At 70.2% G+C, this 26,635-nt stretch carries 31 protein-coding genes and 1 riboswitch; of the genes, 12 read left to right on the forward strand and 19 right to left on the reverse strand.

Annotated elements, in window-relative coordinates; genetic code table 11:
- Window positions 1-21: 21 nt before the first annotated feature.
- Together ACZ3I4_RS35705 and ACZ3I4_RS35710 are read left to right on the forward strand one after the other, a co-directional pair.
- Window positions 22-1,074: a lactonase family protein gene (locus ACZ3I4_RS35705; protein ID WP_465386502.1), complete on the forward strand. Its 1,053-nt coding sequence runs from the start codon at window positions 22-24 to the stop codon at window positions 1,072-1,074.
- A 239-nt stretch (window positions 1,075-1,313) separates the two neighbouring features.
- A complete protein-coding gene (locus ACZ3I4_RS35710; RefSeq protein WP_465386503.1) occupies window positions 1,314-3,023 on the forward strand; it encodes a substrate-binding domain-containing protein in 1,710 nt (569 codons plus the stop codon).
- A 49-nt stretch (window positions 3,024-3,072) separates the two neighbouring features.
- Here ACZ3I4_RS35710 and ACZ3I4_RS35715 read toward each other — a convergent pair whose 3' ends face one another.
- Complete coding sequence (locus ACZ3I4_RS35715) at window positions 3,073-4,206, reverse strand: PP2C family protein-serine/threonine phosphatase (protein WP_465386504.1); 1,134 nt, start codon at window positions 4,204-4,206, stop codon at window positions 3,073-3,075.
- A 50-nt stretch (window positions 4,207-4,256) separates the two neighbouring features.
- Between ACZ3I4_RS35715 and ACZ3I4_RS35720 the strand changes: the two genes are divergently transcribed.
- Complete coding sequence (locus ACZ3I4_RS35720; protein WP_465386505.1) at window positions 4,257-4,736, forward strand: MarR family winged helix-turn-helix transcriptional regulator; 480 nt, start codon at window positions 4,257-4,259, stop codon at window positions 4,734-4,736.
- Here the strand turns inward: ACZ3I4_RS35720 and ACZ3I4_RS35725 are convergent.
- On the reverse strand, window positions 4,724-5,839 hold the full coding sequence (locus ACZ3I4_RS35725; protein WP_465386609.1) for an ROK family protein: 1,116 nt from the start codon (window positions 5,837-5,839) through the stop codon (window positions 4,724-4,726). The two genes, ACZ3I4_RS35720 and ACZ3I4_RS35725, sit on opposite strands and share 13 nt — an antisense overlap.
- Window positions 5,840-5,927: 88 nt before the next feature.
- Here ACZ3I4_RS35725 and xylA point away from each other — a divergent pair, with 88 nt between their 5' ends.
- The 3 genes from xylA to ACZ3I4_RS35740 are packed head-to-tail and all read left to right on the forward strand — an operon-like array spanning window position 5,928 to window position 10,013.
- Window positions 5,928-7,115 carry a xylose isomerase gene (gene xylA, locus ACZ3I4_RS35730; RefSeq protein WP_465386506.1) on the forward strand — a complete coding sequence of 396 codons (1,188 nt, stop codon included), beginning with the start codon at window positions 5,928-5,930 and terminating at the stop codon, window positions 7,113-7,115.
- A 21-nt stretch (window positions 7,116-7,136) separates the two neighbouring features.
- On the forward strand, window positions 7,137-8,537 hold the full coding sequence (xylB, locus tag ACZ3I4_RS35735; RefSeq protein ID WP_465386507.1) for a xylulokinase: 1,401 nt from the start codon (window positions 7,137-7,139) through the stop codon (window positions 8,535-8,537).
- A gap of 9 nt (window positions 8,538-8,546) precedes the next feature.
- Window positions 8,547-10,013, forward strand: coding sequence for an MFS transporter (locus ACZ3I4_RS35740; RefSeq protein ID WP_465386508.1), 1,467 nt, complete (start codon window positions 8,547-8,549; stop codon window positions 10,011-10,013).
- Here ACZ3I4_RS35740 and ACZ3I4_RS35745 read toward each other — a convergent pair.
- The 7 genes from ACZ3I4_RS35745 to ACZ3I4_RS35775 all read right to left on the reverse strand — a co-directional run bounded on the left by ACZ3I4_RS35745 (window position 9,921) and on the right by ACZ3I4_RS35775 (window position 15,141).
- Window positions 9,921-11,546: a glycoside hydrolase family 13 protein gene (locus ACZ3I4_RS35745; protein ID WP_465386509.1), complete on the reverse strand. Its 1,626-nt coding sequence runs from the start codon at window positions 11,544-11,546 to the stop codon at window positions 9,921-9,923. The two genes, ACZ3I4_RS35740 and ACZ3I4_RS35745, sit on opposite strands and share 93 nt — an antisense overlap.
- 27 nt (window positions 11,547-11,573) lie before the next feature.
- Complete coding sequence (locus ACZ3I4_RS35750; protein ID WP_465386510.1) at window positions 11,574-12,290, reverse strand: HD domain-containing protein; 717 nt, start codon at window positions 12,288-12,290, stop codon at window positions 11,574-11,576.
- A gap of 20 nt (window positions 12,291-12,310) precedes the next feature.
- Complete coding sequence (locus tag ACZ3I4_RS35755; protein ID WP_465386511.1) at window positions 12,311-13,192, reverse strand: MHYT domain-containing protein; 882 nt, start codon at window positions 13,190-13,192, stop codon at window positions 12,311-12,313.
- Between the two features lie 173 nt (window positions 13,193-13,365).
- Entirely contained in the window at window positions 13,366-13,509 is a 144-nt protein-coding gene (locus tag ACZ3I4_RS35760) for a GPGG-motif small membrane protein (RefSeq protein ID WP_465386512.1), read from the reverse strand.
- Window positions 13,510-13,536: 27 nt separating this feature from the next.
- Window positions 13,537-14,295, reverse strand: a complete 759-nt coding sequence (locus ACZ3I4_RS35765; RefSeq protein ID WP_465386513.1) for a metallophosphoesterase family protein — start codon at window positions 14,293-14,295, stop codon at window positions 13,537-13,539.
- A complete protein-coding gene (locus ACZ3I4_RS35770) occupies window positions 14,292-14,540 on the reverse strand; it encodes a hypothetical protein (protein WP_465386514.1) in 249 nt (82 codons plus the stop codon). Before ACZ3I4_RS35770 ends, ACZ3I4_RS35765 begins: the two co-directional genes overlap by 4 nt.
- A 22-nt stretch (window positions 14,541-14,562) precedes the next feature.
- On the reverse strand, window positions 14,563-15,141 hold the full coding sequence (locus tag ACZ3I4_RS35775; RefSeq protein ID WP_465386515.1) for a nucleotidyltransferase: 579 nt from the start codon (window positions 15,139-15,141) through the stop codon (window positions 14,563-14,565).
- Window positions 15,142-15,310: 169 nt separating this feature from the next.
- Here ACZ3I4_RS35775 and ACZ3I4_RS35780 point away from each other — a divergent pair, with 169 nt between their 5' ends.
- Window positions 15,311-16,027, forward strand: a complete 717-nt coding sequence (locus tag ACZ3I4_RS35780; protein WP_465386516.1) for a dTMP kinase — start codon at window positions 15,311-15,313, stop codon at window positions 16,025-16,027.
- Window positions 16,028-16,038: 11 nt separating this feature from the next.
- Here the strand turns inward: ACZ3I4_RS35780 and ACZ3I4_RS35785 are convergent, their stop codons facing one another.
- Window positions 16,039-16,734 (reverse strand): SDR family NAD(P)-dependent oxidoreductase, encoded by a 696-nt coding sequence (locus tag ACZ3I4_RS35785; RefSeq protein WP_465386517.1) that lies wholly within the window; start codon window positions 16,732-16,734, stop codon window positions 16,039-16,041.
- Window positions 16,735-17,307: 573 nt separating this feature from the next.
- Between ACZ3I4_RS35785 and ACZ3I4_RS35790 the strand changes: the two genes are divergently transcribed.
- The gene (locus ACZ3I4_RS35790; protein ID WP_465386518.1) at window positions 17,308-18,312 is read left to right on the forward strand and encodes a sigma-70 family RNA polymerase sigma factor; all 1,005 of its coding nucleotides are present in this window, start codon (window positions 17,308-17,310) and stop codon (window positions 18,310-18,312) included.
- Between the two features lie 80 nt (window positions 18,313-18,392).
- Here ACZ3I4_RS35790 and ACZ3I4_RS35795 read toward each other — a convergent pair whose 3' ends face one another.
- From ACZ3I4_RS35795 to ACZ3I4_RS35805, 3 genes are all read right to left on the reverse strand, one after another.
- Window positions 18,393-19,310, reverse strand: coding sequence for a C40 family peptidase (locus ACZ3I4_RS35795; protein WP_465386519.1), 918 nt, complete (start codon window positions 19,308-19,310; stop codon window positions 18,393-18,395).
- 57 nt (window positions 19,311-19,367) lie between these two features.
- Window positions 19,368-19,497, reverse strand: a riboswitch (cyclic di-AMP (ydaO/yuaA leader).
- Window positions 19,498-19,663: 166 nt separating this feature from the next.
- The gene (locus ACZ3I4_RS35800) at window positions 19,664-19,984 is read right to left on the reverse strand and encodes a DUF3817 domain-containing protein (RefSeq protein WP_465386520.1); all 321 of its coding nucleotides are present in this window, start codon (window positions 19,982-19,984) and stop codon (window positions 19,664-19,666) included.
- A gap of 12 nt (window positions 19,985-19,996) precedes the next feature.
- Window positions 19,997-20,392, reverse strand: coding sequence for a hypothetical protein (locus ACZ3I4_RS35805; protein WP_465386521.1), 396 nt, complete (start codon window positions 20,390-20,392; stop codon window positions 19,997-19,999).
- 119 nt (window positions 20,393-20,511) lie between these two features.
- Between ACZ3I4_RS35805 and ACZ3I4_RS35810 the strand changes: the two genes are divergently transcribed.
- Complete coding sequence (locus tag ACZ3I4_RS35810; protein ID WP_465386610.1) at window positions 20,512-20,724, forward strand: DUF6158 family protein; 213 nt, start codon at window positions 20,512-20,514, stop codon at window positions 20,722-20,724.
- An 11-nt stretch (window positions 20,725-20,735) separates the two neighbouring features.
- Complete coding sequence (locus ACZ3I4_RS35815) at window positions 20,736-21,257, forward strand: DUF1360 domain-containing protein (protein ID WP_465386522.1); 522 nt, start codon at window positions 20,736-20,738, stop codon at window positions 21,255-21,257.
- Window positions 21,258-21,321: 64 nt separating this feature from the next.
- Here the strand turns inward: ACZ3I4_RS35815 and ACZ3I4_RS35820 are convergent, their stop codons facing one another.
- Window positions 21,322-21,477 (reverse strand): hypothetical protein, encoded by a 156-nt coding sequence (locus tag ACZ3I4_RS35820; RefSeq protein WP_465386523.1) that lies wholly within the window; start codon window positions 21,475-21,477, stop codon window positions 21,322-21,324.
- A 12-nt stretch (window positions 21,478-21,489) separates the two neighbouring features.
- Entirely contained in the window at window positions 21,490-21,690 is a 201-nt protein-coding gene (locus tag ACZ3I4_RS35825) for a hypothetical protein (RefSeq protein ID WP_465386524.1), read from the reverse strand.
- 291 nt (window positions 21,691-21,981) lie between these two features.
- Here ACZ3I4_RS35825 and ACZ3I4_RS35830 point away from each other — a divergent pair, with 291 nt between their 5' ends.
- Both ACZ3I4_RS35830 and ACZ3I4_RS35835 read left to right on the forward strand, forming a co-directional pair.
- Complete coding sequence (locus ACZ3I4_RS35830) at window positions 21,982-22,176, forward strand: hypothetical protein (RefSeq protein WP_465386525.1); 195 nt, start codon at window positions 21,982-21,984, stop codon at window positions 22,174-22,176.
- A gap of 48 nt (window positions 22,177-22,224) precedes the next feature.
- Entirely contained in the window at window positions 22,225-23,001 is a 777-nt protein-coding gene (locus ACZ3I4_RS35835; protein ID WP_465386526.1) for a GAF and ANTAR domain-containing protein, read from the forward strand.
- Between the two features lie 150 nt (window positions 23,002-23,151).
- On the opposite strand, the gene ACZ3I4_RS35840 is transcribed toward ACZ3I4_RS35835, so the two are convergent.
- From ACZ3I4_RS35840 to ACZ3I4_RS35855, 4 genes are all read right to left on the reverse strand, one after another.
- Complete coding sequence (locus ACZ3I4_RS35840) at window positions 23,152-23,469, reverse strand: antibiotic biosynthesis monooxygenase family protein (RefSeq protein ID WP_465386527.1); 318 nt, start codon at window positions 23,467-23,469, stop codon at window positions 23,152-23,154.
- 294 nt (window positions 23,470-23,763) lie between these two features.
- Window positions 23,764-25,497 carry an MDR family MFS transporter gene (locus ACZ3I4_RS35845; protein ID WP_465386528.1) on the reverse strand — a complete coding sequence of 578 codons (1,734 nt, stop codon included), beginning with the start codon at window positions 25,495-25,497 and terminating at the stop codon, window positions 23,764-23,766.
- Complete coding sequence (locus ACZ3I4_RS35850; RefSeq protein WP_465386529.1) at window positions 25,494-25,928, reverse strand: MarR family winged helix-turn-helix transcriptional regulator; 435 nt, start codon at window positions 25,926-25,928, stop codon at window positions 25,494-25,496. Before ACZ3I4_RS35850 ends, ACZ3I4_RS35845 begins: the two co-directional genes overlap by 4 nt.
- 100 nt (window positions 25,929-26,028) lie before the next feature.
- A complete protein-coding gene (locus ACZ3I4_RS35855; RefSeq protein ID WP_465386530.1) occupies window positions 26,029-26,628 on the reverse strand; it encodes a class I SAM-dependent methyltransferase in 600 nt (199 codons plus the stop codon).
- Window positions 26,629-26,635: the final 7 nt, after the last annotated feature.

Raw genomic sequence — 26,635 nt, forward strand, 5'->3', positions numbered from 1 at the left:
CGGTGTGATGGGATCACACCCATGGGTGCGAGCGATGAGTACGTCTTCGTCGGTGGCTACACGGCGGACAAGGGCGGTGACGGCGAGGGCATCACGCTGCTGCGGCGCGATCCTTCGGACGGCTCGCTGACCCGGCTGGCGGTGGTGGCGCGCACGCCGTCCCCGTCGTTCCTGGCGCAGCATCCGACCCTTCCCGTCCTGTACGCGGTGAACGAGCTCGACCCCGACGGCACGGTCAGCGCCTTCACGGTGGCCGGCGACGGCTCGCTCACCCCGCTGGCCGCCCGGCCGACCGGCGGCAGCGACCCGGCCCATCTCGCCGTGTCGGCCGACGGGCGGCACCTGCTCGTGGCCAACTTCGGCACCGGTTCGGTCGCCGTCTTCCCGCTCGACGCCGAGGGCGCCCCGGGCGAGCGTTCCGACCTCCTCGGCCTGCAGGGCAGTGGCCCGGTCGCCGACCGCCAGGCCGGCCCGCACGCGCACATGGTCTTCCCGCTGCGCGACGAGGTGCTGATCGCCGACCTCGGCTCGGACAAGGTGTGGCGCGCCCGGCTCGACCCGGTCTCGGGCCGCCTCACGCTGGTGGGGGCGGCGGTGTCGGCCAAGCCCGGCACCGGCCCGCGTCACGTGCGCTTCTCGCCCGACGGCGCGCTGTTCGTGGTGGGCGAGCTCTCCGGCGATCTGACCTGGGGGCGCCCGGGCGCCGGTGGCGCGCTCGAGCCGGCCGGTCAGGCGGCGACCACCACGGCCGCGGGCGAGAACTATCCGTCCGAGGTTCTCGTGCGTCCCGACGGCCGTTTCGTCTACGTCGCCAACCGGGGGGCCAACACGGTGGCAACCTTTGCGTGGGACGGCGAGACCGCGGCGCTGGTGGCGGAGACGCCTGTCGGGGGTGACTGGCCAAGGCACATGATCCTGGTCGGGGATCACCTCTACGTAACCAATCAGCGATCACAGAGCGTGACGACTTTCCGGATCGACCGCGAGACCGGCGTCCCGGCGGTTCAGGGCGAGCCCGCGGCCGAGCCCACACCGACATGCCTGCTGCGCTGGACGCCCGTCCAGGGCCGGTAACGCCCACAACGGGATAGATGGTGATCATCACGGTGGCGGGGACAATTCCGGCACAGGCCGCCACTGATCGAGATGACGCCACCACGCGCAGTCACGCATGATGCCAAGAATTCCAATCCGAGTAACTTTCGCCCGAACGTATATGGCATTCAGGTACGCAGGTGCGCACTATGGAGCGCGTGTCAGGCCGCCATCGTAGAAACTTCAATCTCAGAGGAGCGGGCATCGTCGGAGCTGCGATGGCAATAGTCGTCGTAGTGGCGGGGTCCTACTTCGGATATCAGCAGCTCTCGGATGATGGGTGCTCCGGTTCCATCCGGTTGACCGTCGCCGCGACGCCCGAGATCGCTCCCGCGATCGATCAGGTCGCTCAACGCTGGGTGCAGGACGGCGCCAACGTCGACGGCACCTGCGTCGCCGTCGCCGTCGAGGACGTCATCTCGGCCAACATGGCCGCGGCGGTGGCCGGCGAGCACAAGGTGCAGCTGGCCGGTGTCGGCACCGCGCCGCAGGCGGTCAAGGTGCCGGATCTCTGGATCCCCGACTCCTCGACCTGGATCCTGCGTCTCAAGTCCGAGGCGCCCGGCTTCGTGCCCTCCGACAGCAAGCCGATCGCGCAGAGCCCGGTCGTCGTGGCCATGCCCGAGCCCGTCGCCAAGACGATCGGCTGGCCCAACGGCAAGCTGGACTGGAACCGGCTGCTGCGGGAGATGCTGACCAACACGAGGCTGAACACCGGCATCACCAACCCGCAGCGCGATGCCGCCGGGCTGTCCGGCCTGCTCGCGCTGGGCCAGGCGGCCGGCACCGGCGACGCGGGCCAGGCCACCAAGGTCAAGGCGCTCGGGGCGCTCGCGACCGGCGCCTCCAACCTGCGCGACGAACTGATCGAGACGTTCCCGCGCTCGGCCGACCCGACCGACATCGGCCAGAGCCTCAGCGCGGCGCCGATCTCCGAGCAGAACGTCGTCGCCTTCAACGCCGCCAAGCCGCCGGTGCCGCTGGTCGGGCTCTATCTCGAGCCGAGCCCGATGCCGCTCGACTATCCGTTCGCGGTCATGCCCGAGACCGACCTGCCCAAGCAGCAGGCCGCCGCGGGCCTGCGGGCGCAGCTCTCCAGCACCACGTTCAAGAACGCCCTCGGCGCGGCCGGCCTGCGCTCGCCGGACGGCTCGTTCGGGTCGGGCTTCGCCCGTCCGCTCGGCGCTCCCGACGCGTCCCCGGCCGTCAACAACTCGGTCGGCGGCAACGGCGAGAACGGCGGCACCGCCGCGGCCGGCCTCGACGCCAGCGCGCTCAGCCAGGTGATCGGCAGCTGGACGGCCATCACGCAGCCGGGCCGGGTGCTCGCGGTCTTCGACGTCTCCGGTTCGATGAACACCAAGGTGCCGACGGCGAACAACCAGACCCGGGCCGCGGTGACGCGCAAGGCGGCAGCGGCCGGTCTGCAGATGTTCGGCCAGAAATGGGCCGTCGGCGTGTGGCTGTTCTCGACCGAGATGGTCGGCAAGCGGCCCTGGAAGCAGATCGTGCCGATCACCCCGCTCGCGTCGGGCCGCCCCGTGCTTCAGGATTCGATCAGCCAGATCGTGCCCAAGGAGGACGGCGACACCGGTCTCTACGACACCGTTCTCGCCGCCTACAAGGAGGTGAAGCGGACCTGGGAGCCCGGCAAGGTCAACTCCGTCATCCTCTTCACCGACGGCAAGGACGAAGGCAGCAGCATCAACATCGACCAGCTCAAGGCCGAGCTCAAGCGGCTCGACGATCCGAAGACGCCGGTGCGTCTGGTCATCATCGGCATCGGTGACCAGGTCGACGAGTCCGAGCTCAAGGAGGCCGTGAAGGAGACCCCTGCGGGTGGCGTCTTCATCGCCAAGGACCCGGCCAGGATGAGCCAGATCTTCGTCGAGGCCATCGGCCGCCGCACCGGCGCCACCGGCAGCTGAGTCCCGCACGCACGCGATCAGGGCCGTCACCGCGAGGTGGCGGCCCTGATCAGTTCGCCGGTCCGGTCCAATCGAGGCACACGGCGACGGCGTCGTCCTCCAGCTCGGCATCGCCCACGAACGCCCGCAGGTCACCCAGCAGCGAGCGCACGGCCTGCAACGGCACCAGCGGCCCGGTACGCCGGATGAACCGCGCCAGCGCCGCGTCCCCGTACCGTCCGGTCGCCGCCACCGCGTCGTAGACCCCGTCGCTGACCAGCATGAGCCGGTCGCCGGGCCGGAGCCGGAAGCGCTGCACGCGATAGTCCGTCTCCTCGAACATGCCGAGCGGGAACTCCTTGTCGAGCTTCTGCTCGTGCACCTGGCCGCCGCGCAGCACCAGCAGGCGGGGCGAACCCGCGTCGACGGCCTGCATCTCGCCGGTGACCAGGTCGAGTTCGAGCAGCAGGGCGGACACGTGCGTGGCGCCCCGGTGCTCGGCGAAGATCGCCTGATCGGCCAGCGCGGCCTGGTCTTCCAGCGGGATCCCGGCCCGGCGGGCGTTGCGCAGGGCGTTGGTCGCGAGCGAGGTCAGCAGCGCGGCCGACACGCCCTCGCCCATGCCGTTGAGCACGCTGAGCGACAGCCGGTCGTTCTGGTCGGCCCAGTCGAAGCTGTCACCGCGTACGTCGTAGGAGGGCTCGAGCTGCCCCGCCAGGCCGAACGACGCCCGGGTGCGGCTGCGCGCGGGCAGCAGGTCCCACTGCATCTCGGCGGCCAGCGTGAGCCTCTGCGTACGGGCGACGGCCTGATACCGGTCGGTGCCGGCGCCGGCGGACTGCAGCTCGTGGGCCAGCACGACGGCGATCTCGGCCAGTTCCGCCGTCTCGGCCGGGTCGTCCGGGACGGGCGCGCAGGCGAGAACCCCGATCCGCTCGCCGCGGGCCGACACCGGCAGGAAGATCACATTGTTCTCCCGCACCGCGGACTGGTGGTCGAAGCAGCGCCACGCCGGGTCCCCCGGACGGGTGCGACCGTCCTCGCCGAACACCGGCACGAGGGTGGCCAGACGGTAGTCCACCAGGTACAACTCGGTGTGGGAGACCGAGTACTCCTTGGCCAGTCCCTCGGCCAGGCGGTCCGGAACGGCGTCGGCGGCCGCGTCGGTGAGAACGCGCCGGACAGTCAGTAGCCTGTCGATCAATGAAGTCCTCCTCGAACAGACCGGCCCGTACGAGTAGTCTCTGCTGCACCATGGCCGTTCACCATGGGCCGGACGGGCCTGACCCCACGCATGTCGCGGCGATCGACGACGCCGCGAAAGCCTTGCTGCTCGCCTGGGACGTGGCCCGCGAGCAGGTGACCCCGCGCATGTCCTCGGTGCAGCTCAACGCCTTGCTCGCCGTCGAGCGGTCCGAGGGCCTCAACCTCGGTGGGCTCGCCGCCGAGCTGGGCATGCTGCTCTCCTCGGCCAGCCGGCTCTGCGACCGCCTAGTGGCCTCGGGCATGGTCGAGCGGGTGCCCGGCCGGGCCGACCGGCGCGAGATCGCCCTCTATCTCACTCCCGCGTCCCGCAACCTGCTGGCCGAGCTGCGTCTCATCCGCCGTCGCGCGCTCACGGGCGTACTGGAAAAGATGTCGGCCGGGGGTCGGGCCGCTCTGCTGCGGGGGCTCACCGAGTTCGCCGCGGCGGCCGAGGAAAACGGTGACTCCGCCTCGGCTCAGACAGCCTGAGCCCGCGCGAGCCAGCTCGCCGGGTCCTCCTGCACGCCCCGGATCACCGCGTCCGCGGCGCCGCGCATGGCCGCGTCGGCGCCCAGGGCGGCGGGCCGCAGCGTCACCGGGGCCAGGCCGGCCGTCAGCACCCGGCGGCGTAACTCCGTCTCGATGCCGTCGCGCAGCCGGTCGAACTCCGGCGCGTAGCCACCACCGAGCACGATCACCCCGACGTCGAGCAGGTTGACGACCGCGGCGAGCGCGATGCCGAGCGCGGAGGCGGCCAGGTCGGGATCGGTGGCGACGGCTTCCTGACCGGCGTACTGCTCGAGGCAGCCGTTCGCCCCGCAACGGCAGGGCCGTCCGCCGGGATAGACCGTGACGTGGCCGATCTCGCCGCTCCAGCCGCGGCCGCCGCGATAGAGGGCGCCGTCGAGCACGATGCCGGCGCCGATGCCGATCTCGCCGGAGACGTAGACGAAGCTGGGCCCGGCGCCGTCGGCCCGCAGTTCGCCCAGCGCGGCCAGGTTGGCCTCGTTGTCGACGGTGATCGGCAGGTCGGCCAGGGCCGGCAGCAGCGCCGGCACGTCCACGTCCGACCAGCCCAGGTTGGGCGCCACCCGCACCAGCCCGCCCGGCGCGACCAGGCCGGGCACGGCCAGCGCGGCCCCGGCCAGCCGCAGCCCGTCGGCCTCGGCCGCGGCCCGCGCCTGCAGGGCCAGCACACTCAGCTCGGCCAGGGCCGCGCCGGGCGCAAGCACCCGCTGGTCGCCGCGGGCGACGAGCCGGTGCCGCACGACGCCGGCCAGGTCGATCACACAGGCGGCCTGGTAGTCGACGTTGATCTCGAGTCCGAGCCCGGCCGGGCCGTCGGGGGAGAGCGCCAGCCCGGCGGCGGGGCGGCCGGCCCCCGTACGCGGAGCCGGGTCCATCTCGGTGAGCAGCCCGCCCGCGATCAGGTCGTCGACGAGCGCCGAGACCGTGGCCCGGGTCAGCCCGGTCGACCCCGATATCGCCGCTCGGGACGGGCGATTCGTGCTGTTTGCCACTGTCTGCAACACGAGCGCGAGATTGTGGGCTCGCACGCTCGATTGCCGGACGGGGGCCCGGGAAGAACTCATCAGGCGGCCGCTCACGTCTTGACAATGCCACATCGCCGCCAAATAATTCAACCAATAAACAAATCGAAGCTGTTTCGTGGAGGTAACCGTGACGGTCCAACCGACCCGTGAAGACAAGTTCTCCTTCGGCCTGTGGACGATCGGGTGGCCGGCCCAGGACGCGTTCGGTTCGGCCACGCGTCCGGCGCTCGACCCGATCGAGGCGGTGCACAAGCTGGCCGAGATCGGCGCGTACGGCCTGACGTTCCACGACGACGACCTGGTCCCGTTCGGTTCCGACGCGCAGACCCGCGACGGCATCCTCGCCGGCTTCAAGAAGGCGCTCGAGGAAACCGGCCTCGTCGTCCCGATGGTCACCACCAACACCTTCAGCCACCCGGTGTTCAAGGACGGCGCGTTCACCAGCAACGACCGCTCGGTCCGGCGTTACGCGCTGCGCAAGGTGCTGCGCCAGGTCGACCTGGCCGCCGAGCTGGGCGCCCAGACCTTCGTGCTGTGGGGCGGCCGCGAGGGTGCCGAGTACGACGCGGCCAAGGACATCAACGCCGCGCTCGACCGCTACCGCGAGGGCCTCAACCTGGTCGCGCAGTACTCCGAGGACAAGGGCTACGGGCTGCGCTTCGCCATCGAGCCCAAGCCGAACGAGCCCCGCGGCGACATCCTGCTGCCGACCCTGGGCCACGCCATCGCCTTCACCTACGAGCTGGAGCGGCCCGAGCTGTTCGGCATCAACCCCGAGGTCGGCCACGAGCAGATGTCCAACCTCAACTTCACCCAGGGCATCGCCCAGGCGCTGTGGCAGAAGAAGCTCTTCCACATCGACCTCAACGGCCAGCACAGCGTGAAGTTCGACCAGGACCTGGTCTTCGGCCACGGCGACCTGCTCAACGCGTTCTCCCTGGTCGACCTGCTCGAGAACGGCCCGATCGGCGGCGGCCCCAAGTACGACGGCCCCCGTCACTTCGACTACAAGCCGTCCCGCACCGAGAACATCGACGGCGTCTGGGAGTCGGCCAAGGCCAACATGCGGATGTACCTGCTGCTCAAGGAGCGCGCGCAGGAGTTCCGGGCCGACCCGGTGGTGCAGGAGGCGCTGCGCGCCAGCAAGGTGCTCGAGCTCGAGACCCCCACGCTCAACCCCGGCGAGACCTACCAGGACCTGCTCAACGACAAGAGCGCCTGGGAGGACTACGACGTCGACGCGGCCGGTGCTCAGGGCTACGGTTTCGTCAAGCTGCACCAGCTCATGATCGACCACGTTCTGCGCGCCAACTAAGCGCCGAGCCAAAGGGACAAAATGACTCTCGTAGCCGGGATCGACAGCTCCACCCAGTCCTGCAAGGTGGTCATCCGCGACGCGGAGACCGGCAAGCTGGTCCGGCAGGGCCGCGCCGCGCATCCGGACGGCACCGAGGTGCATCCGGACGCGTGGTGGGCCGCGCTGCAACAGGCGATCGACGAGGCCGGCGGCCTCGACGACGTGGCCGCCGCCTCGGTGGCCGGCCAGCAGCACGGCATGGTGGTGCTCGACGAGAACGGCGAAGTGGTCCGCCCGGCGCTGCTGTGGAACGACACCCGCAGCGCCGGCGCGGCCGCCGACCTGATCCAGGAACTCGGCGGCGGCGACAAGTGGGCCGACGCGGTCGGCATCGTGCCGGTCGCCAGCTTCACCCTGACCAAGCTGCGCTGGCTCGCCCGCAACGAGCCGTCCAACGCCGCGCGAACGGCGGCGGTCTGCCTCCCGCACGACTGGCTGACCTGGAAGCTCTCCGGGTCGACCGACATCGCCACGATCAAGACCGACCGCAGCGACGCCAGCGGCACGCTCTACTGGTCGGCCAAGACCAACGAATACCGCCCCGACCTGCTCGAGCTCGGCTTCGGCCGGGTCATCGGGGTGCCCGAGGTGCTCGGTCCGACCGGCATCGCGGGCCGGCTGCCCAACGGCGCCCCGCTCGGCCCGGGCGCCGGTGACAACGCGGCCGCCGCCTTCGGGACGGGCGCCGGCACGGGCGACGTCATCGTCTCGATCGGCACGTCGGGTACGGTCTTCGTCTCGTCCGACGTCTCGCCCAACGACCCGACCGGCACGGTGGCCGGGTTCGCCGACACCACCGGCCGCTTCCTGCCGATCGTGGTCACGCTGAACGCGGCCCGCGTGCTCGACGCCGCCACCAAGCTGCTCGGCGTCGACCACAACCGGCTGTCCGAGCTCGCTCTGAGCGCCCCGGCCGGCGCTGACGGGCTGGTCCTGATCCCCTATCTCGAGGGCGAGCGCACGCCGAACCGGCCGAACGCCACCGGGGCGATCCACGGCCTCACGCTCAAGACCTCCGACCCGGCGCACCTGGGCCGGGCCGCGGTCGAGGGCATGCTCTGCGCGCTCGCCGACGGGCTGGACGCGCTGGTCGTCAACGGCGCCACGGCCAACCGCATCGTGCTGGTCGGCGGGGGCGCCCGCAGCGAGGCGGTCCGGCGCATCGCCCCCGAGCTCTTCGGGCTGCCGGTGCTGGTTCCGCCGCCGGGCGAATACGTCGCGGACGGCGCCGCCCGCCAGGCCGCGTGGGTCGCGCTCGGCGGCGAGGAGCCGCCGGTGTGGTCGGCCGAGCAGCCGGAGACGTACGAGGCCCAGCCGGTTCCGCTGATCCGCGAGCAGTACGCCGCCGCCCAGGACGCAGTCGTCGATAGGTCCCGCTAACCTTTCGTGGTGACCAGGGGAGGGAGCGCCCATCGCGCGTACAGCGTGGTGGTGTTCGTGGTCCTCGCCTCGCTCGACAACGTCGCGATCGGACTGGTGCCGCCGCTCTACGGCAGCATCGGTGACGCGTTCGGGGTGGGCGAGGGCCATATCGCCCTCTCCACCACGATCATGTTCCTGACCAGCGCGATCGCGGCCATCGGTTTCGCGTACGCCGGTGATCGCACCGACCGCAAGCCGGTGCTCGTCGCCGGCACGCTGATCTGGATCGCCGGCACCGTCTGGTCCGGCTTGTCCGGCAGCTACCCCAGCTTCCTGGCCGGCCAGGTGGTCGCCGCGTTCGGTCTCGGCGCCGTCGCCTCGGTCAGCTTCGCCGTGGTCAGCGACCTCATCTCGCCCCGGCGCCGCGGGCTGGTGATGAGCTTCTGGGGCCTCTCGCAGGGCGTCGGCACGCTCGGCGGCACCCTGGTGGGGGGCCTGCTCGGCCACGCCAACTGGCGCCAGCCGTTCCTGGTCACCGCGGTGGCCGGCGCCGTCGCGACCGTGGCCTACCTGTTCACCTACAACGTGCCGCGCGGCGACAGCCAGCCCGAACTGGCCGGGGTCGACTACGACGAGCGGATCCACCACGACGACCTGCCGGTGATCCTGCGCCGGCGCACCAACGTGTGGCTGATCCTGCAGGGCGGCACGGCCCAGATCGCGCTGGGCTCGCTGGTCTGGCTGCCGGTGCTGTTCCGGGCCCGCGCCGAGGACCAGGGCTACACGGCGGGCACCGCGGTGCTGGTCGGCAGCGTCTTCGCCACCCTGTTCCAGTTGGGCGGCGCGCTCAGCATCCTGGGCGGCCTGGCCGGCGACCGTTTGCAGCGGCGCACGCCGCGGGGCCGGGCCCTGGTCGCCGCGGTCGGAGTGCTGGCCGCCGTGCCGTTCTACGTCGTGCTGTTCTTCGTGCCGATGCGGATCGACGTGCCCGACGGCGGCGGTTCGGGCGAGGTGATCAAGGCGGTGCTGTCCGACGTCTTCACCCAGCCGACCGTCGGGCTGTGCCTGATCACCGCCGTCTTCGCGCTGATGCTCACCTCGGCCAACTCGCCGAACTGGTTCGCGCTGATCGCCGACGTCAACCCGCCCGAGCATCGCGGCACCGTCTACAGCCTCGGCAACCTGGTCAACGGCTTCGGCCGGGCCGGTGGCAACGCCATGGTGGCGGTGGCCTTCCGCGGGCTGGCCGGGGCCTTCCCGCCGCCGCTCAACTACGCGGTCGGCCTGGCCGCCTTCCAATTGTTCTGGATCCCCACCGGGGTCATGTTCTGGCTGGCCAGCAGGACGGTCGCGCGCGACATGGCCGACACGCACGCCGCCCTGCTGGTCCGGGCGGCCGGACTAGATGTGCGCCCAGACGGTGACGTCGGCGGGAACCCGCCCGTCTCCGTCGAGGGGTTCGCTGCTCAGCAGGACCCGGGCGCCGGACGGTAGCTCCACGGCGCCGGCGGAAAAGTTGGTCAGCACCAGCAGGTCGCCGTTGCGGAAGGCCAGCGTGCCGTCCGGGGCGTCCTGCCAGGCCACGGCGCCCCGGCCCAGCCCGTGCTCGCGCCGCAGACCCAGCGCCGAGTGGTAGAGCTCCCATGTCGAGCCGGCCACACCCTGCTGGCGGTCGAGCGCGAACTCGGCCCACGAAGCCGGCTGCGGCAGCCAGGACGCGTCGGCCGGGCCGAACCCGTACGAGGGAGCGTCGGCCTCCCACGGCAGCGGCACCCGGCAGCCGTCGCGCCCGCGCTCGGCGTGCCCCGAGCGCTCCCAGGCCGGGTCCTCGCGGAACTCGTCGGGCATCGTGGTGTGCTCGGGCAGCCCCAGCTCCTCACCCTGATAGAGGTAGGCCGAGCCGGGCAGCGCGAGCATGAGCAGCGTGGCCGCGCGGGCCCGCCGCAGTCCCAGCGCGGTGTCGGGCTGCGGGTCGTCGGCCCCGATGCCGGGCATGCGCGGGGTGCCGGGCGGGAAGCCCAGCCGGCTGGCGTGCCGCACGACGTCGTGGTTCGAGAGCACCCAGGTGGTGGGCGCGCCGACCGCGTCGTTGGCCTGGAGCGACTCGTCGATCACCGCGCGCAGAGCCGGCGGCGTCCACGGGGCGTCGAGGTACGGGAAGTTGAACGCCTGGTGCATCTCGTCGGGGCGCACGTACCGGGCCAGCCGGGCGGCCGGAGCGACCCACGCCTCGGCCACCAGGATGCGGCCGCCGGGATACTGGTCGAGCACCCGCCGCCACGACTGGTAGATCTCGTGGACGCCCTCCTGGTCCCACATCGGCGGGGGCGGGCCGGCCGGGTCGAGACCGCCCAGGATCGTGCTGGTGTTCGTCCAGTCGGCCAGGTTCTCCTCCTTGACCAGACCGTGCGCGACGTCCACCCGGAAGCCGTCGACCCCGCGGTCGAGCCAGAACCGCAGCACGTCGAGGAACTCCTCCCGCACCTCCGGGTTGCCCCAGTTGAGGTCGGGCTGGCTCACGTCGAACAGGTGCAGATACCACTGGCCGTCGGGCACCCGCTCCCACGCGTCGCCCCCGAAGACGCTCTTCCACGAGTTCGGTGGTTGCGACCCGTCCGGTCCCCGGCCGTCGCGGAAGATGTACCGCTCGCGCTCCGGGCTGCCCGGCGCGGCGGCGAGCGCGGCCCGGAACCAGGCGTGTTCGCTGGAGGTGTGGTTTGGGACCAGATCAACGATGATCTTCAGGCCCAGGTTGTGGGCCTCGCCGATCAGCTTGTCGGCGTCGCCCAGGTCACCGAAGCGCGGGTCGACCCCGCGGTAGTCGGCCACGTCGTAGCCGGCGTCGTGCTGCGGCGACGGATAGAACGGGGACAGCCAGACGGCGTCGATGCCGAGGTCCCTGAGGTGCGGCAGACGGCTGGTGATGCCGGGCAGGTCGCCCATCCCGTCACCGTCGCTGTCGGCGAAGGAACGGGGATAGACCTGGTAGATGACGGCGTCGCGCCACCATTCGTCACTGTCGAGCATGCCCACCAGGCTAATGAACGAGCCCGGCTAGTCATCGAGAAGTGCGGCGAACCTCTCCTCGGCCAGGTCGAGCTGATCCATGATGTGGTCCTTGGCCGCGATCGACAGCGGGGTGTCCGGCCGGCCCACCAACTCGCGCAGCTTGGGCACTAGCGGGCGGTATTTCGTGGCGGCCCGGACCGCCTTGTCGAGGGTGGTGTGCACCACACCCACGCCGTTGTCGGTGAAGTCCGAGACCTTGATCACCCGGGCCCACGGGTCTCGTTCCAGGCTGGCCGCCACGTGCGCCCGGTACTGCTCGTGGCGGTCCTGCCCGGGGTCGTACTCCGGATTGGTGACCGAACTGACGAGCTCGGCCACCCGCGGACCGAACCGGCGGGCCAGCTCGGCGATCGCCGCCCCGGTCAGCTCGTCGAAGGTGCCCGAGGCCAGTCCGGAGAGCTCGTCCGGGTGATCCTCCACCGCGTCGTGCAGCAGGGCCGCGGTCAGCACATCGACATCCCGTACGCCGTAGTACCGGATGATCCGGATGGCCACCCGCAGCAGGTGGTTGAGATAGGGCTCGCGGACCCGGCGGTCGCCCGCGTGCAGGCGGGCCGCCAGGTCGAGCGCCTCGGTGAGCTGCACGCGCTCGGGCTCGGGGAACGTCTCGAGCTCGAGCACGAACCGCTCGCGGAGGCCGGCCTCGCCGTACACCTCGGTGATCGCGTGCAGCGGCATCGACAGCAGCATCCGTGGCGCCATGCCGAGAACGTACCGGAGCGTCAGCCGTTGGTGGGTGTGCGGATCGGAACCGGGCGAGGCGAGGGCCGGCGTACGGCCGCCGTCGCCGCCGTCGCCTGCTTGAGCGACCACGGGTTGGCGCCCGGTTCGGCGTGCGCCCCGCGCTTGGGGGTGCCCGCGCCGTCGGTGAACTCCTCCTCGGTCATGGCCTGCAGAGCGCTCAGCGCCACCCCGACGATCGTCGCGGCGGTGATCAGGGTGATCGGCACGATCATGGTGAGCGGCCGGAGCCCGGTCACCTCGGTCGGCATGCCCGGGTGGAGGTGCACCGACATGGCCGCCATCCCGGTGTAGTGCATGCCGCACACCGCGATCGCCATGATCGCGGCCGCCCCGCTGATCGGGGCCCAGCCGTGCACCGAGACGGTGAACCAGAGCGCGACCGTGGACGCGACGATCGCGATGATCGCCGACGCCGCCACCAGCGTGAGGTCGTAGCGCATCTGGCCGGAGACGTGCATGCCCCGCATGCCGGTGTAGTGCATGGCCAGCACGCCGCCGCCGGTCAGCACGCCGGCCGCGAGCACCTTGGGCAGGCTGCGCCGTCCATGACCGACGATCAGCAGCCCGGCCCCGACCGCGAAGACGGCGAACGCGAGGCTGCCGACGGTCATCGGCACGTCGAAGCGGACCGGGCTGGCCGGCACCTCGAAGCCGAGCATCGCGGCGAAGTGCATGAGCCAGATCGCGCCGCCCCCGATGGCGAACGCCCCGATCAGCAGCCACCGGTTGCGGCGGCTCCGGGTGCGCGCGCCCCGGGCCCGGGCGGTGCTGAGCAGCCCGAAGAACGAACCCAGGAAGGCCAGCAAGAAGGCGGCGATCGGATTGAAGACGCCGTACGTGAAGTGATGGACTTCGGCCACCGGCACTCCTCGCGGAAAAGATCGACAGGTTTCCGCGAGTGATTCAGTCAGCGAAACGGAGCGGTCCATCGCACGACGAGTGCGGCGTAGCGGACAAACGGAACCGGGCCACCCGTTCGGGGTGGCCCGGTTCTCGATTGTGGGGGGGATGGAGCGGGATACGAGGGGGCCGATCAGGTGAAGATGCTGACGCCACCGGGGCCGACGAGGAGGCCGATGATGATCAGCACGATGCCCCAGAGGAGCTGCCGCCGGAAGAGCGCGAGGATACCGGCGACCACCAGGATGACTGCGAGAATCCAAAGGATTAGGTCCATGCAGATCGGATACCCGATGCGTGAAAATCAGAAACCTGATTCGCGGGTGCCGATCAATGTGGCGTCGACCTCTTCGGACAACAGCTGGTAGACGTTGTACGCCTGCTTGATCACTGGGTGCGCGACGTTGCGGACCGGGACCCCTCCGGGCGTCCGGCCGCGCTCCGAGCCGTGGTGGGCGTGCCCGTGCAGGGCGAGCGCCGTCGGGGCCGAGTCGATGGCCCGTCCGAGCTGGTAGCAGCCGAGGAACGCGTAGATCTCCAGCGGCTCGCCGACCAGCGTCTCGGGCACCGGGGCGTAGTGGGTGAGCGCCACCAGGGCGTCGCACTCGACCGACTGCAGCGCCTTCTCCAGCGCCGTCGCGTACCGCTCGCTCGTGCCGACGAAGTCCTTCATCTCGCGCTCGCCGAAGTTGCTCGCGCAGGCCCCGGCGAACCCGCCGCCGAAGCCCTTGGTGCCGGCGATGCCGAGCCGCTGCCCGCGGATCTCCAGGACGGTCGCGGCGCTCTCCAGCACGGTGATCCCGGCGTCGGTGAGCACCTCGGTGACCTGCTCCTGCTGGTCGCTCTGGTGATCGTGGTTGCCCAGCACGACCACCACCGGGACGGCCAGCCCGCCGAACTCCTTGGCGAAGCAGCGCGCCTCCTCCGGGGTGCCGTGCCGGGTCAGGTCCCCGGCCACCAGCAGCGCGTCGGCCCGGTCGGGCAGTTCCTCCAGGGCGGGCCGGTAGCGGCCCACCACATCCTTGTCCACGTGGACGTCGCCCACGGCGGCGATCCGGATCATGAAATCTCCTCCACCTCGCTGGGCGCCGCGGCCCTGGTGATCCCGATGTCACACGTGATCTCCACGTCCGGGAAGTGGGCCGAGATCTGCTTGCAGATCTCGTCGCGGCGCTGCGTGCTCTCCACCTCGCCGCCGAGGACGATCAGGTGATCGCGGCGCTGCACGGTGATGCCCTGCTCGGCTATCCGATCGTGCTCGGTGAGCAGGCGCTGGATCTCGGCCTCGAGATCGGTGTCGGTGGTCATCGGCCAAACCCTCCGGTTTCGGTTAGCGGGTGAGTGCTTCCTCGTCCGGGAACGGCACGACGTCCAGCCGGTCCAGCAGGATGAGGAACGCCTCGGCGTACGGTGACTTCTCGGTCTCACGGCGGACCCGCGGCCAGTCGATCAGTTCCCGCAGCGAGCGGGCCACCGGCAGTCCGGTCGCGAAGTCGCAGTAGTGCTGGCTGTAGCTGAGCAGCTTGTGCACCATCAGCTGGGTCGCCGACAGCACCGGCATATAGATGGCCTCGACCGAGATCTGCTCGGTGTCGTTCAAGGTCTCGTCGGTCACCGGCGTCTCGACGGGCCGATAGATGAGGTCCACCATCCGGTCCTCGTCGTAGACCTTGACCAGCCAGTCCTCCGGCGGCTGCTCGGTGCGGAACCCGACCTTGGACAGCTCGGCCAGGGCCTGCTCCTTGTCCTGCTCACGAATCAGGAAGTCGACGTCGTGGTCGCTGGAGTGACCGCCGTGCGCATAGACCGCGAAACTGCCACCGAGGGCGAACGGTATTCCGGCGCTCTTCAGGGTCGATGCGACCATCTTGAGTGTGCCGGCCAGCCCCTCGTCCACCCGGTGCGGCATGGTTATTCCCCCTGTCGACGTGTGCGATTCTGTGTCGGATACGACTACCCGGGCCGCCTGCCGTTGAATCGCCACCCGTGCGGGTCACCGGACAAAACCCCATTTTGGTACGCCGGACCGGTCGCCGCCGGAGAACGGCGCGTGCGCCCCCCGGTTACCGTTGGTTGGCATGACCCACGGCAAGGTTCCGGCCCCCGGCATGATCGCCCTGGTCGGCATCGACGGCTCGGGCAAGACCACTCAGGCGCACCGGCTGGCCGACGAGCTGAGCGCCGCCGGAGTGCGCGCCGCCTACCGCCGTAACGCGGGTGGGCGCCACTGGTTCGGCCGTCTTGCCGGTGTGTTCGGCCGCAGCGACGGCGAAGCTCTGCTCGGGCGTCGCGGCATGCTGGCGGTCGAGTCGGTGCTGCGCTGGCTGGCCATTCTGCGCACGCTGCTCCGCCGCGCGGTCACCGGAGGCACGGTGGTGATGGATCGGTACGCCTTCTGTCAGTACGCGAGCCTGCGCGCCCGGGATGCGAAACCGGCCGCCGAGCGCCGGGCGCGACTGGCCTACCGGTTCTTCCGCGCCCCCGACGTCACGTTCTTTCTCGACGTCGACCCGCAGGTGGCCCACGACCGTATCGAGGCGCGCGGCTACGACAGCGAGACGATGGACTATCTGAACGCGGCCCGTGCCGCCTATTACTCCCTGCCCGAGTTCGCCGGCTTCGTGGTCATCGACGCCAACGGCACCCCGGACGAGGTCTCGGCCGCCATCCACGCCGAACTGGCCGGGGGCACCACGCCCGACCCGGGCCGCTCGGTCGTCGGCATGCTCCTGGCCGGCGGCCCGCTCGTCGCCGCCCTGGCCGTGGCCGGCTCTCAGCTCGCCGAGGCGCTGTAGAAACCCCCGGCCTAGGCCCGGCCGTAGACCGGGATCTGGGCGCCGCTCGTGGGGGCCGACGCGTCCGAGGCCAGGAACAGGATGGTGGGCGCGATCTGCTCGGGCCGCACCCACTTGGCGAAGTCGGCGTCCGGCATCGCGGCCCGGTTGGCCGGGGTGTCGATCACGCTCGGCAGCACCGTGTTGCAGCGGACGTTGCGCGACCTGTACTCCAGGGCGACCGAGCCGGCGAAGGCGAGCACGGCGGCCTTGGAGATCGCGTACGCCGAGCCACCGGGGAAGGGCGACAGCGCCGTACGGGAGGAGACGCAGACGACACTGCCGCCGCCCGCCTCGACGAGGTGGGGGAGGGCGGCCTGGGTGACCAGGTAGGTCGGGCGCAGATTGATCGCGAGCTGGGCCTCGAGCGCCGAATAGGGCGCGTCGGCGATCAAGGGGCCGCTGGCGAACCCGCCCACCAGGTTGATCACCGCACGCAGCGGGGATCCGGGGTCGCCGGCCCCCACGGCCGTGGCCACCGCGGTGGTGATCTCGGTCTCGTCGGTGAGGTCGGCCACCAAAGGCACGGCGCCCTTGGGCAGTTTGTCGACGGACCCCGCGCGTACGGGAGCGACGACCCGCCACCCGTCGGCGACAAATGCCTCGACCACAGCGGTCCCCAGACCACCCGTGCCGCCGGTGATGAGAGCCGTTCGCCCGTTCTTCATGACGCTCATCGTCTCTCGCCGGCGATCTCCGGCAGTGTGTTGTTCGTCACCTCGCCAATCGGATGGCGGGGCGGCTCCGAACCGTTGTCAAAGGGGCGTCACTCGTGCGGTTGTCACTCGTGCGGGCTAGTGAACTGCGCCGCCGCGTGCCGCATTGTGGCAGGTGGTCCCGTTCGGCGCAGGCGTCGGGATCTTTTTGATGTCGGCTTTTGTTTCAAGCCCGTCCCGAAGCTGTCGATCCAGCACGTGAACCTGGCGAGCCCGAGGAACGTACTGGGTGGTGACGGACGTCCCAAGGCCCTTGGTGATGGACGTCGCTGTGAGGGACGAGGGGCCGGTGGTGTCATGAGAGTTGCAACGGGTATGCCTCTGTCTGTACGACCCCGTGTGGTCGCGCAGCCGAATGCCGGAGCACTGGAGCCCTGTACAGCAAGTACGCACGCGGCTCACAGCAATCCCCCAGACATTCGTGACACTTTCGACCCACCAGCCGGAATCAGTGCGGGCAGCCATTTGTTGTGTAGATGCCAGTAACCGCAATGTGCGAACTGCGGACGTTACGGGGAGGAACTGATGGATACAGGGATCACCCGTAACGGGGTAAGTAGTGAAGGCAATGAGGGGACCGTGGGCAACGTGGAGAAGAACACCGTGATGCGGACCGATCAGGTCGCCGAAGAGCGTGACCTGGTCGGCGTCTACCTGCACGAAATCTCCCGGACTCCGCTGCTGGACGCCGCACGGGAGGTCGAGCTCTCCAAGGCAATCGAGGCCGGCCTCTATGCCGAGCACCTGCTCGACAGCGGCGAGGTCCGGCGCGGGGTGAGCCGGGAGGAACTGGAGCGGCTCGTCTCCGAGGGTCAGAAGGCCAAGGATCTGTTCATCCGGGCCAACCTGCGACTGGTCGTGTCGATCGCCCGGCGCTACGTGCGCTCCGGCATGCCGATGCTCGACCTGATCCAGGAGGGCAACACCGGTCTCGTCCGAGCCGTCGAGAAGTTCGACTACGAGCGCGGTTACAAGTTCTCGACGTACGCCACCTGGTGGGTCCGTCAGGCCATCAGCCGGGCCATCGCCCAGCAGGAGCGCACCGTGCGCCTGCCCGTGCACCTGGTCGAGGACGTCAACCGGATGCGCAACGTCACCCGTCAGCTCGTTCGTGAGCTCGGCGGCGACCCCGAGCCCGAGCAGGTGGCGGCCGCTCTCGGCGTGACCGTCGAGCGCGTCAACGAGCTCACCCGCTGGGCCCAGGACACGGTCTCGCTCGACACCCCGGTCGGCGACGACGGCGACACCAACCTCGGCGACCTGGTCGCCGACAGCGACGCCCCCTCGCCCGAGGAGATCGTGCTGACCGCACTGGAGCGGCAGCGCATCGAGGGTCTGCTCAACCACCTGGACGACCGTTCGGCCGGCATCATGCGGGCGCGCTACGGCCTCGAGGACGGTCGCGAGCACTCGCTCACCGAGGTGGCCTCGCGCTTCTCGCTGAGCCGCGAGCGGATCCGTCAGCTCGAGATCCAGGCGCTCGGCCGGCTGCGCGAGCTGGCCCGGGCCGAGGGCCTGCAGGCCGCCTGACGGCTTCTCCTTCCCCCGGTTACTCACGACACAGAAGGCCGGTACCCCGTTCGGGTACCGGCCTTTTTCGTGCGCAGACTTCAGACGACTCGCCCGAATCCGTACGGGGTCATGATGTTGATCGTTCGTTTCTTGACCACCGTGCCGGAGTGCGGGGCATCGATGATCTGGCCGTCGCCGACGTAGATCGCCACATGCCCGAGGCTGCGGTAGAACACCAGGTCGCCCGGTTGCAGATCGTCGCGGTCGATCCGTTTCGTCTCGCTCCACTGCGACTTGGTCTGGTGGGTCAGCGACTTGCCGGCCGCCCGCCACGCCGCCGAGGTCAGACCGGAGCAGTCGAAGCTGCCCGGACCGTCCGCGCCGAACAGATACGGCTTGCCGATCTGGTTGTAGGCGAACGTGACCGCCACGCCGGCCTTGCCGGAGATCTGCGGGATCGGCCCGTCGTAGCCGCCGCTCGTCTCCTGCGCCTGACCGAAGGCGGTCTCGCGCATCTTGAACAGCTTCTTGAGATCCTTCTGGATCGAAGCCTTCTGCGTCGAGAGCGCCCGGAGCTGGGCGGTCTGCTTGGTCTGGGTCGCCTTGAGGGCGGCCTGACGCTCGGTGAAGTTCTGCGTCGCCTCGGTGAAGGTGTCGATGTCGCGCTGGTTGGCCCGGGTCAGCATGTCCAGATAGCTCATGCGGTCCATCAGGCCGTCCTGCCCGCCGGACAGCAGCGCGCTCATCGGGCCTGCACGACCCTGCTTGTAGGACGTGGTGGCCAGGTTGCCCACCTGAGCGCTCGCGGCCTTCAGGGCGGCCTGAGCGGGGGCCAGGGACGCCTGCAGCTTCTTGGCGTCGGACTGGGTCTTCTTCAGGCTGACGTTCATGGCGTTGTACTGCTCGGTGACATCCTCGAGCTTGTTGGACGCCGCCTCGATCTGCTTCTTCAGCTCCGTGGCGGACGGTGCCGCTTGCGCGGGCGTCACGAAGGAGCCGGTGATCGCGGCAGCCATCGCCGCGACGACGAGGACACGAAGCCTCGTACGGGGGTGGGGCACCGGTCAGTGGCCTTTCTTCCGCTTGGCCGCCTACCGGGTTAGCTGTCGGGTTCGGGCTGGAAGATGGCCCTACCGCTGACGCGGATTCACCCCAGAGACTCGGTTCCCCGGTTCGCGCGAGGCGATTCGGCAGCGTTGGCCGGCGCCACCAGGGGGAGTGGCTGCGGACCGAACCAACCGCATCAACCTATCGGCGAAAGATGCAAATGCAAGGGGTCACAGAGTGATTTAAGACAATGGACCGCTTTGTTGGAATGATCCCGATAGCGGTTAGTAATTCGACGGAAGCGAAGCGTCGAAGCGGGCTGTCAAACCGGACTATTCGCCAACTCGGCGGCCGGCACCCATTCCCGGCTCACCTTACGCTCGGCCCAGAACGAGAGGAACGGGATCGTGCCCGACAGCATCACCAGAAGCATCCGGCCGAAGGGCCAGTGCGCGCGGCGGGACAGATCGAACGTGGCCACCAGATAGACCATGAACAGGAAGCCGTGCGCCGGGCCGACCGCCTCGACCACGATCGGGTTGTCGCCCAGGTATTTCAGCGGCATGCCCACCACGACGAGCGCGAGCAGGACCACGCCGACGATCCACGCGATGATCCGGTAACGGGTCAGGGCACCCTTCACGTTCGTCTTTTCCTATCCGGGATAGTCGCTCGGGCGGGCGCCGGGATGGGCGTTCAGCCAGGCGAGATAGTCGTTGTAGGCGGTGAGCTCTGGATCGTCGTCATTGGTGGCGGATCGATGGGCCACGCGCACCGGCCGGCCGACCGTAACAGCCGAACCTGGGAGTTTTTTCTCCGCCGGCTTCTCGGGCGCCTCGGGCCGGCCCTTGCGGGCCAGTTGCACCTCGCGCCACCACAGGAAAACGACGAAGGCCGCGAACACCGGCCACTCGAACATGTAACCCCAGCTGATCGAATTGCCCTCCTGAGCGCGGCTGAACTGCCACCAGCCCAGCACCAGGCAGCCGGAGGCGAGAACCAGCGCCAGGACGTGCCGGGCGATCCACGCCGGGGTCCACAGGCCCTTCATGCCCAGAAGCGTACCGGCGGGTGTTTGTTGATCGTCTGCATGGGCAACTCGGTGTGACGCTGAGGCCCGTTTTCGACCGGAGGTGCACCGTGACCGACGCCCGTGGCGACGCTCCGCTGATGGAGACCGGTATAGATCCGGCCACCCTCGGCGACGACGACCTGTTCCGCGAACTCGCCAGCCTGTACCGCGCCCGCCTGGCCACGCTCCGGCACGGCCCGGACGCGGCGCTGGACAACCACTTCAAGCGGACCGCGGAACTGGAAACCGAGTACATGACCCGTTACCCGGGCCGGGAGGTCGACCGCGACCGGCTCACCCAGGACTTGTAGGGGTTCCCTTGATGCAGACGCTGCGCGCCCGGATGGCGCGCGTCGGGCAGTCGTACGCCCCCCATGATCACCGGCCGCTGGGCGGCTACTCCGTGGCCATGGGGGCCTTCGGCGCCCTCGCCGCCTCGCTAGCCGTCGCGGCCCGGGCCACCGGAAAGCCCGTCCCCGAACGCCCGTCCACCTCCGACGTCGTCCTGCTGTCGCTGGCGACCCACAAGCTGAGCCGGCTGCTGGCCAAGGACTCGGTGACCAGTCCGCTGCGCGCCCCCTTCACCCGTTACACCGAGCCGGCCGGTGCGGCCGAGCTCAACGAGGAGGTGCGCGACCACGAGAGCTCGCTCAAGCACGGGATCGGCGAGCTCATCACCTGCCCGTTCTGCCTGGCCGTGTGGGTGGCGACGGGCCTGACCGGCAGTCTCGTGCTGGCGCCCCGCCTGACCCGGCTGGCCGCGGTGACCCTGACGGCCACGGCGGTCTCCGACTTCCTGCAGCTCGGCTATGACGTGGCCAAGCGCCACGCCGAGGGCGATTAGACCCCGGTTCCCGTACGCGAGAAGGCCCGGGTTCGAACACCCGGGCCTTCTCGCGTCGTGTCCGTCAGGGCGGGCCGTCCTTGTCGAGACCGGACCAGCCCTCGGGGCTCTCGGGTTCGGCCTCGTCGTCCTGCCCGGCGGTGACGTCGGAATCGACTGTCGTGGCGTCGTGCTCGCCGGCGAAGTCCTCCTGCTCGTCCGGGTCGCCGATCGGCTCCATCGCGGTCTCCTCTCAGACTTCCAGCGCGCGCAGCGCCTCGGCCGCCTCGTCCTGGGCGTATTCGCCCTCGGGCAGCGCGTCGACCCGGGTCAGGGCCAGGGCGGGCAGGTCGGCCGCGATCGCCCGGCGCTGCAGGTCGGCGCTGCTCAGCCGTTCCTGCCCGTCGTAGGCGTCGTCCAGAAATGCGTCAAGCTCACGGATCTCGTCGGTCACGGACTCGGGCTACCCGGCCCCGGGTCGCCGAAACTTTGTGGTCGGCGTCACATTCGCTAACGGAATCGGGGTGGGGGTCCGACCGTTGATGACAGATGTCGGTGTGCCCAGTGTCCCCGGGCCTCACCCAATGCCTTCACGGAATACCGTTCGGCTGGAGCCGTGTTGAGCCACTCGCCGCGAGGCGACCTGCACACCGACATCTGCGCCGCCCCCGGTTAACGCCGAGGGCGGCGCTCTGCTTTCCGGCCGCCGTGTTTCTCGATCCTCACTACGGGTAGTCGATCTCTCATGACTGACGACCGGATCGGGCAGCGCGCGGCCGAGCTACTTCCCGAGGAGCAGGTGGCCGGAAGCGCGGACCCCCGGGCGCAGGCCGAGGCGATCCTCGCGGAATCCGACGAGCGCGAGCACGATCCCAACGGCGCGCCCGACACCTTCCTGGAGCGGCGGCGCTCGGACCAGACGGCCGAAACCACTCCGTAGAGGCACAAGACTTACGTGAGCGTCGATGGCCATGGCAGGATGCCCCGCGTGTCCGCCCCATATCGCCGGTTTTCGCCCCCGGATCGTGGTCCCGCCCGCGTCGTGACCCGGCGCCGGCGCACCCGTTCCGTGGCCCGGGCGGTGCCGGCCGGGCCGCACCCGGTGGAACTGGCCGGCCTGCTGCACGAACTCACCGCGTCCCTGCTGTCGGCCGACAACTTCGCCCAGGCGCTGGAACGCTTGGCCACCTTCGCCGCCGGCGCGGTCCCCGGCGCCGTCCGCTGCTCGATCGTGCTGATCGGCGAGGGCGGCCCCCTGACCCACGTCGGCCACGGCCCGGCCGGAGCCGCGGTCGACGACATCCAGTACACCGCGGGAACGACCGGCCCCGGCCTGGAAGCCGCCCGCACGCGCACCCTGCTCACCGTGCCCGACCTGGCCACCGACACCCGCTGGCCCGACCTGGCCGAGGCGGCCGGGCGCGAGGACGTGCACGGCGTGGCCGCCCTGCCCCTCGACCTGCCCCGCGCCGAGGTGGGCGCCCTGAGCCTCTACTTCGACGTGCCCGCCGCTCCCGGCCCCGACGACCTGCTCACCGCGATGGCCCTGGCCAACCAGTCCGAGGTCCTCCTGGACGAACTACGCCGCCGAGACGCCCTGAGCTCCGGCGCCGCGGTCGACCGCGCCGTCGGCGTCATCATCGCCCAGCGCGGTTGCGGGGTGCAGGAGGCCTACACCGTCCTGCGCGACACGGCCCAACGCCTCGGCCTGGACCGCCGCGCCGTCGCCGACCGCCTGATCGCCGTGGCCGCCCGAAACGCCTGACCCCTCCGAGCCGCCGCCCTGCAACCCCGACCGGACCGGTCGCCGTCGTGCCGTCGCGACCGCCGGACAGATGGCTGTCCACACTCAGAGCCGCTGACTCTCCAGTCGGGCTGCCGTATCGGCTTGTTCGCCCTCTCGCCCTGTGGCCGGTCAGTCGGTGGGCTTCTCGACGTGCTGGATGACCTCGAACTCGAGCAGGGACGCGCCGGTGGCGACCGGACGGGGTCGCTCGCCCTCGCCGGCGTGGGCGGCCCGGCCGCTGCCGCTGGACCAGGCCTGGAAAGCCTCCTCGGACTCCCAGCGGGTGTAGACGAAGTAACGCGTCTCGCCGCCGACCGGCCGCAACAGCTCGAAGGCCAGGAAACCGGGCGCCTTCTCGACCATGCCCTTGCGCGCGGCGAACCGCTGCTCGAACTCGTCGGCGCCGCCCTCGGGAACGTCAATCGCGTTGATCTTCACAACAGCCATGCCGCAAAGCTAATGCGTGCCGCGCGGCGATGCCGGTACGAGGGCCCCGGCCTGTGGATAACTGCACCGCCTGTGGACAACGGCGGGAGCGGGCTTGACAACGGTTAGGGTCGAGCCGATTTGCCCTTGGGTGGGCGGGGGAGGCGGTGGCACCCCGCGCAGGAGGCGGTGGCACCCCGCGCAGGAGGCGGTGGCACCCCGCGCAGGACGCGGTGGCACCCCGGTCCAGGTACAGAAACGCCTGCGCCGCCCACGAACAGATCGTGAGCGGCGCAGGCGTGTGTCGTGGCGGGGCTACTTCGGGGGTTCCTTGCTGGCCCGGACCGGCTCGGCGGATCCGTCGCCGAGCGGGCCCGCGCCCACCTCGCCGGGCACGCCCATGCTGTTTTCGGCGGCCAGCGCGTCGTCGGCCCGCTGCTGCTGGGCCGAGCGGAGGCTCAGGGGGATCTCGGGGAGGAACAGCACCACGACCAGGCCGACGATCATTACCGCCAGGGCCAGCAGGAAGACGACCTGGATCCCGTCGGAGAAGCCGACCTTGAAGGGGTGCGCGACCACGTCGGTGAGCCGGCTCAGGAACGAGGTGTCGCTGAGGTCGCCGCCGCCCTGCAGGCCCTCCAGAATCCGGCCCTGCGACGGGTCCGACTGCAGCGCCTGCTGGAACTCGGGGGTGCCCTGGGCGCTCTGGTAGGCGCTGCCGATCTTGCCGGGGAGCACGTTGAAGAGCACCGACAGGAAGATCGCGGTGCCGAGCGTGCCGCCCATCGAGCGGAAGAACGTGACCGAGCTGGTGGCTACGCCGATCTCGCGCGGGGACACCGCGTTCTGCACGGCGGTGATCATCGGCTGCATGTTGCCGCCAAGGCCGAGGCCCATCAGCACCATGATCAGCATGACGCGCCAGAGCGGGGTGTCGGCGCCGATCGTCGCGAACAGGCCGAGCGAGGCGACCATCAGCGTGCTGCCGATGATGGGGAAGATGCGGTATCGACCCGTACGGGCGATCAGCTGGCCGGAGACGATCGAGCCGGACATGATGCCGAACACGAACGGGATCATCTGCAGGCCCGCCATGGTGGCCGACGAGCCCTTCACGATCTGCAGGTACAGCGGGACGGTCATGAGGCCGCCGAACATCGCCATGCCGAGGATCGTGCTCGAGGTCGCGCCGACGGCGATGGTGCGGTTGCCGAAGAGGCGGAGAGGCAGCAGAGCTTCGTTCCCGTACGCCCGTTCGGCGAGCACGAACGCGACGAGGCCGATCGCGCCGATGATGTAGCAGAGGAACGCGCGGCCGGAGTCCCAGCCCCAGGCCCGGCCCTGCTCGGCGATGGTCAGCAGCGGAACCAGACCGACGATCAGGGCGACGGCGCCGGGCCAGTCGATGCGGTGGTCGACCCGGTGGTGCGGCAGGTGCAGCACCCGGGCCACGACGACCATGGCGGCGATGCCGATCGGGACGTTCAGGTAGAACACCCAGCGCCAGCCGTCGACCCACAGGATGTGGTCGGCGCCGGCGAAGAAGCCGCCCAGGATCGGGCCGAGCACGCTGGCGGTGCCGAAGACAGCCAGGAAGTAGCCCTGGTATTTGGCGCGCTCCCGGGGCGGCACGATGTCGCCGATGATGGCCAGCGCGAGCGACATCAGACCGCCCGCGCCGATGCCCTGGATCGCCCGGAACGCGGCCAGCTCGTACATGTTCTGCGAAAGGCCGCAGAGGAACGAGCCGACGACGAAGATGCCGATCGCGAACAGGAAGAACGGTCGCCGGCCGTAGATGTCGGAGAGCTTGCCGTAGAGCGGCGTCGAGATCGTCGACGTGATGAGGAAGGCCGTCGTGGCCCACGCCTGGATGTTGAAGCCGTTCAGGTCGTCCGCGATCGTACGGGTCGCGGTCGCCATGATCGTCTGGTCGAGGGCGGCCAGGAACATGCCCATCATCAGGCCGCCCAGGATCGTCAGGATCTGACGGTGGGTGAATTCCGTGGACGCCTTGGCCGGCGGCGCGGTGGGACTGGAGTTGCTCACGCGTTCTCCCGTGGTGTGGCGAGGTGAGCCTCGACCGAGCTGTTGAATTCTGAGAAGAGACCGGCGAAGGCGGCGATCCGGTCGGCGGGCCAGTCGTCCAGCGCCTCGCGCAGCCAGGCCTGCCGGGCCTGCTGGAGCCGCTCGACGGCGGCCAGGCCGGCCTCGGTGATCGCCAGCCGTGAGGCGCGGCCGTCGACGGGGTCGGCCTCGCGGCGGGCGAGACCGGCCTTGACCAGCTGGGCGACCTGGCGGCTGACCGTGGACGGGTCGGCCTGCTTGATCTCGGCGAGATCGGTGGCCCGGAGCGGACCCCGGAAACGGAGCGGGAACAGCAACATCAGCGCGGAGAACTCCGCCCCGAGGTCTCCGACGTTCAGCATGCTCTTGGCCCGCGCGACGACACGGGCGAACCGCATAAGTTCGTCGGCCAACTGCGGGATGGTGTTCTGAAAGTCGGATTCGTGCACGGTAACCGTTCCATCGGTCAGTCAGAGATGCATGTAACGTACAACTGGTTGGGTGATGAACGCATTAGCGCATCCGCCAAACCCCTGTGACGAGCGTCTCGGCTTCCTCCAGAGCGGCCGGTACGGGCACGGCGTACTCGGCGATCCGCTCGAAGAGCCGTTCCGGGAAATACCCCCGACCGGGGTCGCCAACCAGGACTTCGGCCCTGTTCCGGCGGGCCGCGCGAAGCCGCTGGGTCATCTCGGCGGCGACCGGCGGGCTGTAGAAGACGTCCCCGGCCAGCAGAACCTCCGGTCCCTCGATCGAGGGGCTCAGCGTTACGCCGTTGGCGGCGGCGTTGCGGCGGGCCGCTTCCTCGGACGCCGGATCGAGATCGCTCGCGGCCACCTCGGCCGCGCCGGCCTTGGCGGCGGCGATGGCGGCGATGCCGCTTCCGGTGGCCAGATCGAGCACGCGGCGGCCCGCGACCGTTTCCGGATGGTCGAGCAGGAATCGGGCGAGGGCCTGGCCGCCCGCCCAGACGAACGCCCAGAACGGGGGCGGCTCGTCGCTGCGGAACTCACCGCCGGCCGAGTCGAACAGGCCGGTCGAGTCGGCGGCCAGATGCAGAGAGATCTCCGGAGCCAGGGGCACCGTACGGAGTGTGGTCGTGGGCTGCGGCACGCGGCGA

The organism is Actinoplanes sp. NPDC021490, assembly GCF_055562135.1.

Coding starts and splice junctions, on each gene's coding strand:
- ACZ3I4_RS35840 (WP_465386527.1), bottom strand. CDS start 23,469: ATGGCTGTTGTGAAGATCAACGCGATTGACGTTCCCGAGGGCGGCGCC.
- ACZ3I4_RS35765 (WP_465386513.1), bottom strand. CDS start 14,295: ATGATCCGGATCGCCGCCGTGGGCGACGTCCACGTGGACAAGGATGTG.
- ACZ3I4_RS35745 (WP_465386509.1), bottom strand. CDS start 11,546: ATGCTCGACAGTGACGAATGGTGGCGCGACGCCGTCATCTACCAGGTC.
- ACZ3I4_RS35760 (WP_465386512.1), bottom strand. CDS start 13,509: ATGGACCTAATCCTTTGGATTCTCGCAGTCATCCTGGTGGTCGCCGGT.
- ACZ3I4_RS35815 (WP_465386522.1), top strand. CDS start 20,736: ATGCAGACGCTGCGCGCCCGGATGGCGCGCGTCGGGCAGTCGTACGCC.
- ACZ3I4_RS35810 (WP_465386610.1), top strand. CDS start 20,512: ATGGAGACCGGTATAGATCCGGCCACCCTCGGCGACGACGACCTGTTC.
- ACZ3I4_RS35830 (WP_465386525.1), top strand. CDS start 21,982: ATGACTGACGACCGGATCGGGCAGCGCGCGGCCGAGCTACTTCCCGAG.
- ACZ3I4_RS35710 (WP_465386503.1), top strand. CDS start 1,314: ATGGCAATAGTCGTCGTAGTGGCGGGGTCCTACTTCGGATATCAGCAG.
- ACZ3I4_RS35790 (WP_465386518.1), top strand. CDS start 17,308: ATGGATACAGGGATCACCCGTAACGGGGTAAGTAGTGAAGGCAATGAG.
- ACZ3I4_RS35770 (WP_465386514.1), bottom strand. CDS start 14,540: ATGACCACCGACACCGATCTCGAGGCCGAGATCCAGCGCCTGCTCACC.
- ACZ3I4_RS35725 (WP_465386609.1), bottom strand. CDS start 5,839: ATGAGTTCTTCCCGGGCCCCCGTCCGGCAATCGAGCGTGCGAGCCCAC.
- ACZ3I4_RS35795 (WP_465386519.1), bottom strand. CDS start 19,310: ATGGCTGCCGCGATCACCGGCTCCTTCGTGACGCCCGCGCAAGCGGCA.
- ACZ3I4_RS35780 (WP_465386516.1), top strand. CDS start 15,311: ATGACCCACGGCAAGGTTCCGGCCCCCGGCATGATCGCCCTGGTCGGC.
- ACZ3I4_RS35720 (WP_465386505.1), top strand. CDS start 4,257: ATGGCCGTTCACCATGGGCCGGACGGGCCTGACCCCACGCATGTCGCG.
- ACZ3I4_RS35705 (WP_465386502.1), top strand. CDS start 22: ATGGGTGCGAGCGATGAGTACGTCTTCGTCGGTGGCTACACGGCGGAC.
- ACZ3I4_RS35750 (WP_465386510.1), bottom strand. CDS start 12,290: ATGGCGCCACGGATGCTGCTGTCGATGCCGCTGCACGCGATCACCGAG.
- ACZ3I4_RS35785 (WP_465386517.1), bottom strand. CDS start 16,734: ATGAAGAACGGGCGAACGGCTCTCATCACCGGCGGCACGGGTGGTCTG.
- ACZ3I4_RS35775 (WP_465386515.1), bottom strand. CDS start 15,141: ATGCCGCACCGGGTGGACGAGGGGCTGGCCGGCACACTCAAGATGGTC.
- xylB (WP_465386507.1), top strand. CDS start 7,137: ATGACTCTCGTAGCCGGGATCGACAGCTCCACCCAGTCCTGCAAGGTG.
- ACZ3I4_RS35805 (WP_465386521.1), bottom strand. CDS start 20,392: ATGAAGGGCCTGTGGACCCCGGCGTGGATCGCCCGGCACGTCCTGGCG.
- ACZ3I4_RS35820 (WP_465386523.1), bottom strand. CDS start 21,477: ATGGAGCCGATCGGCGACCCGGACGAGCAGGAGGACTTCGCCGGCGAG.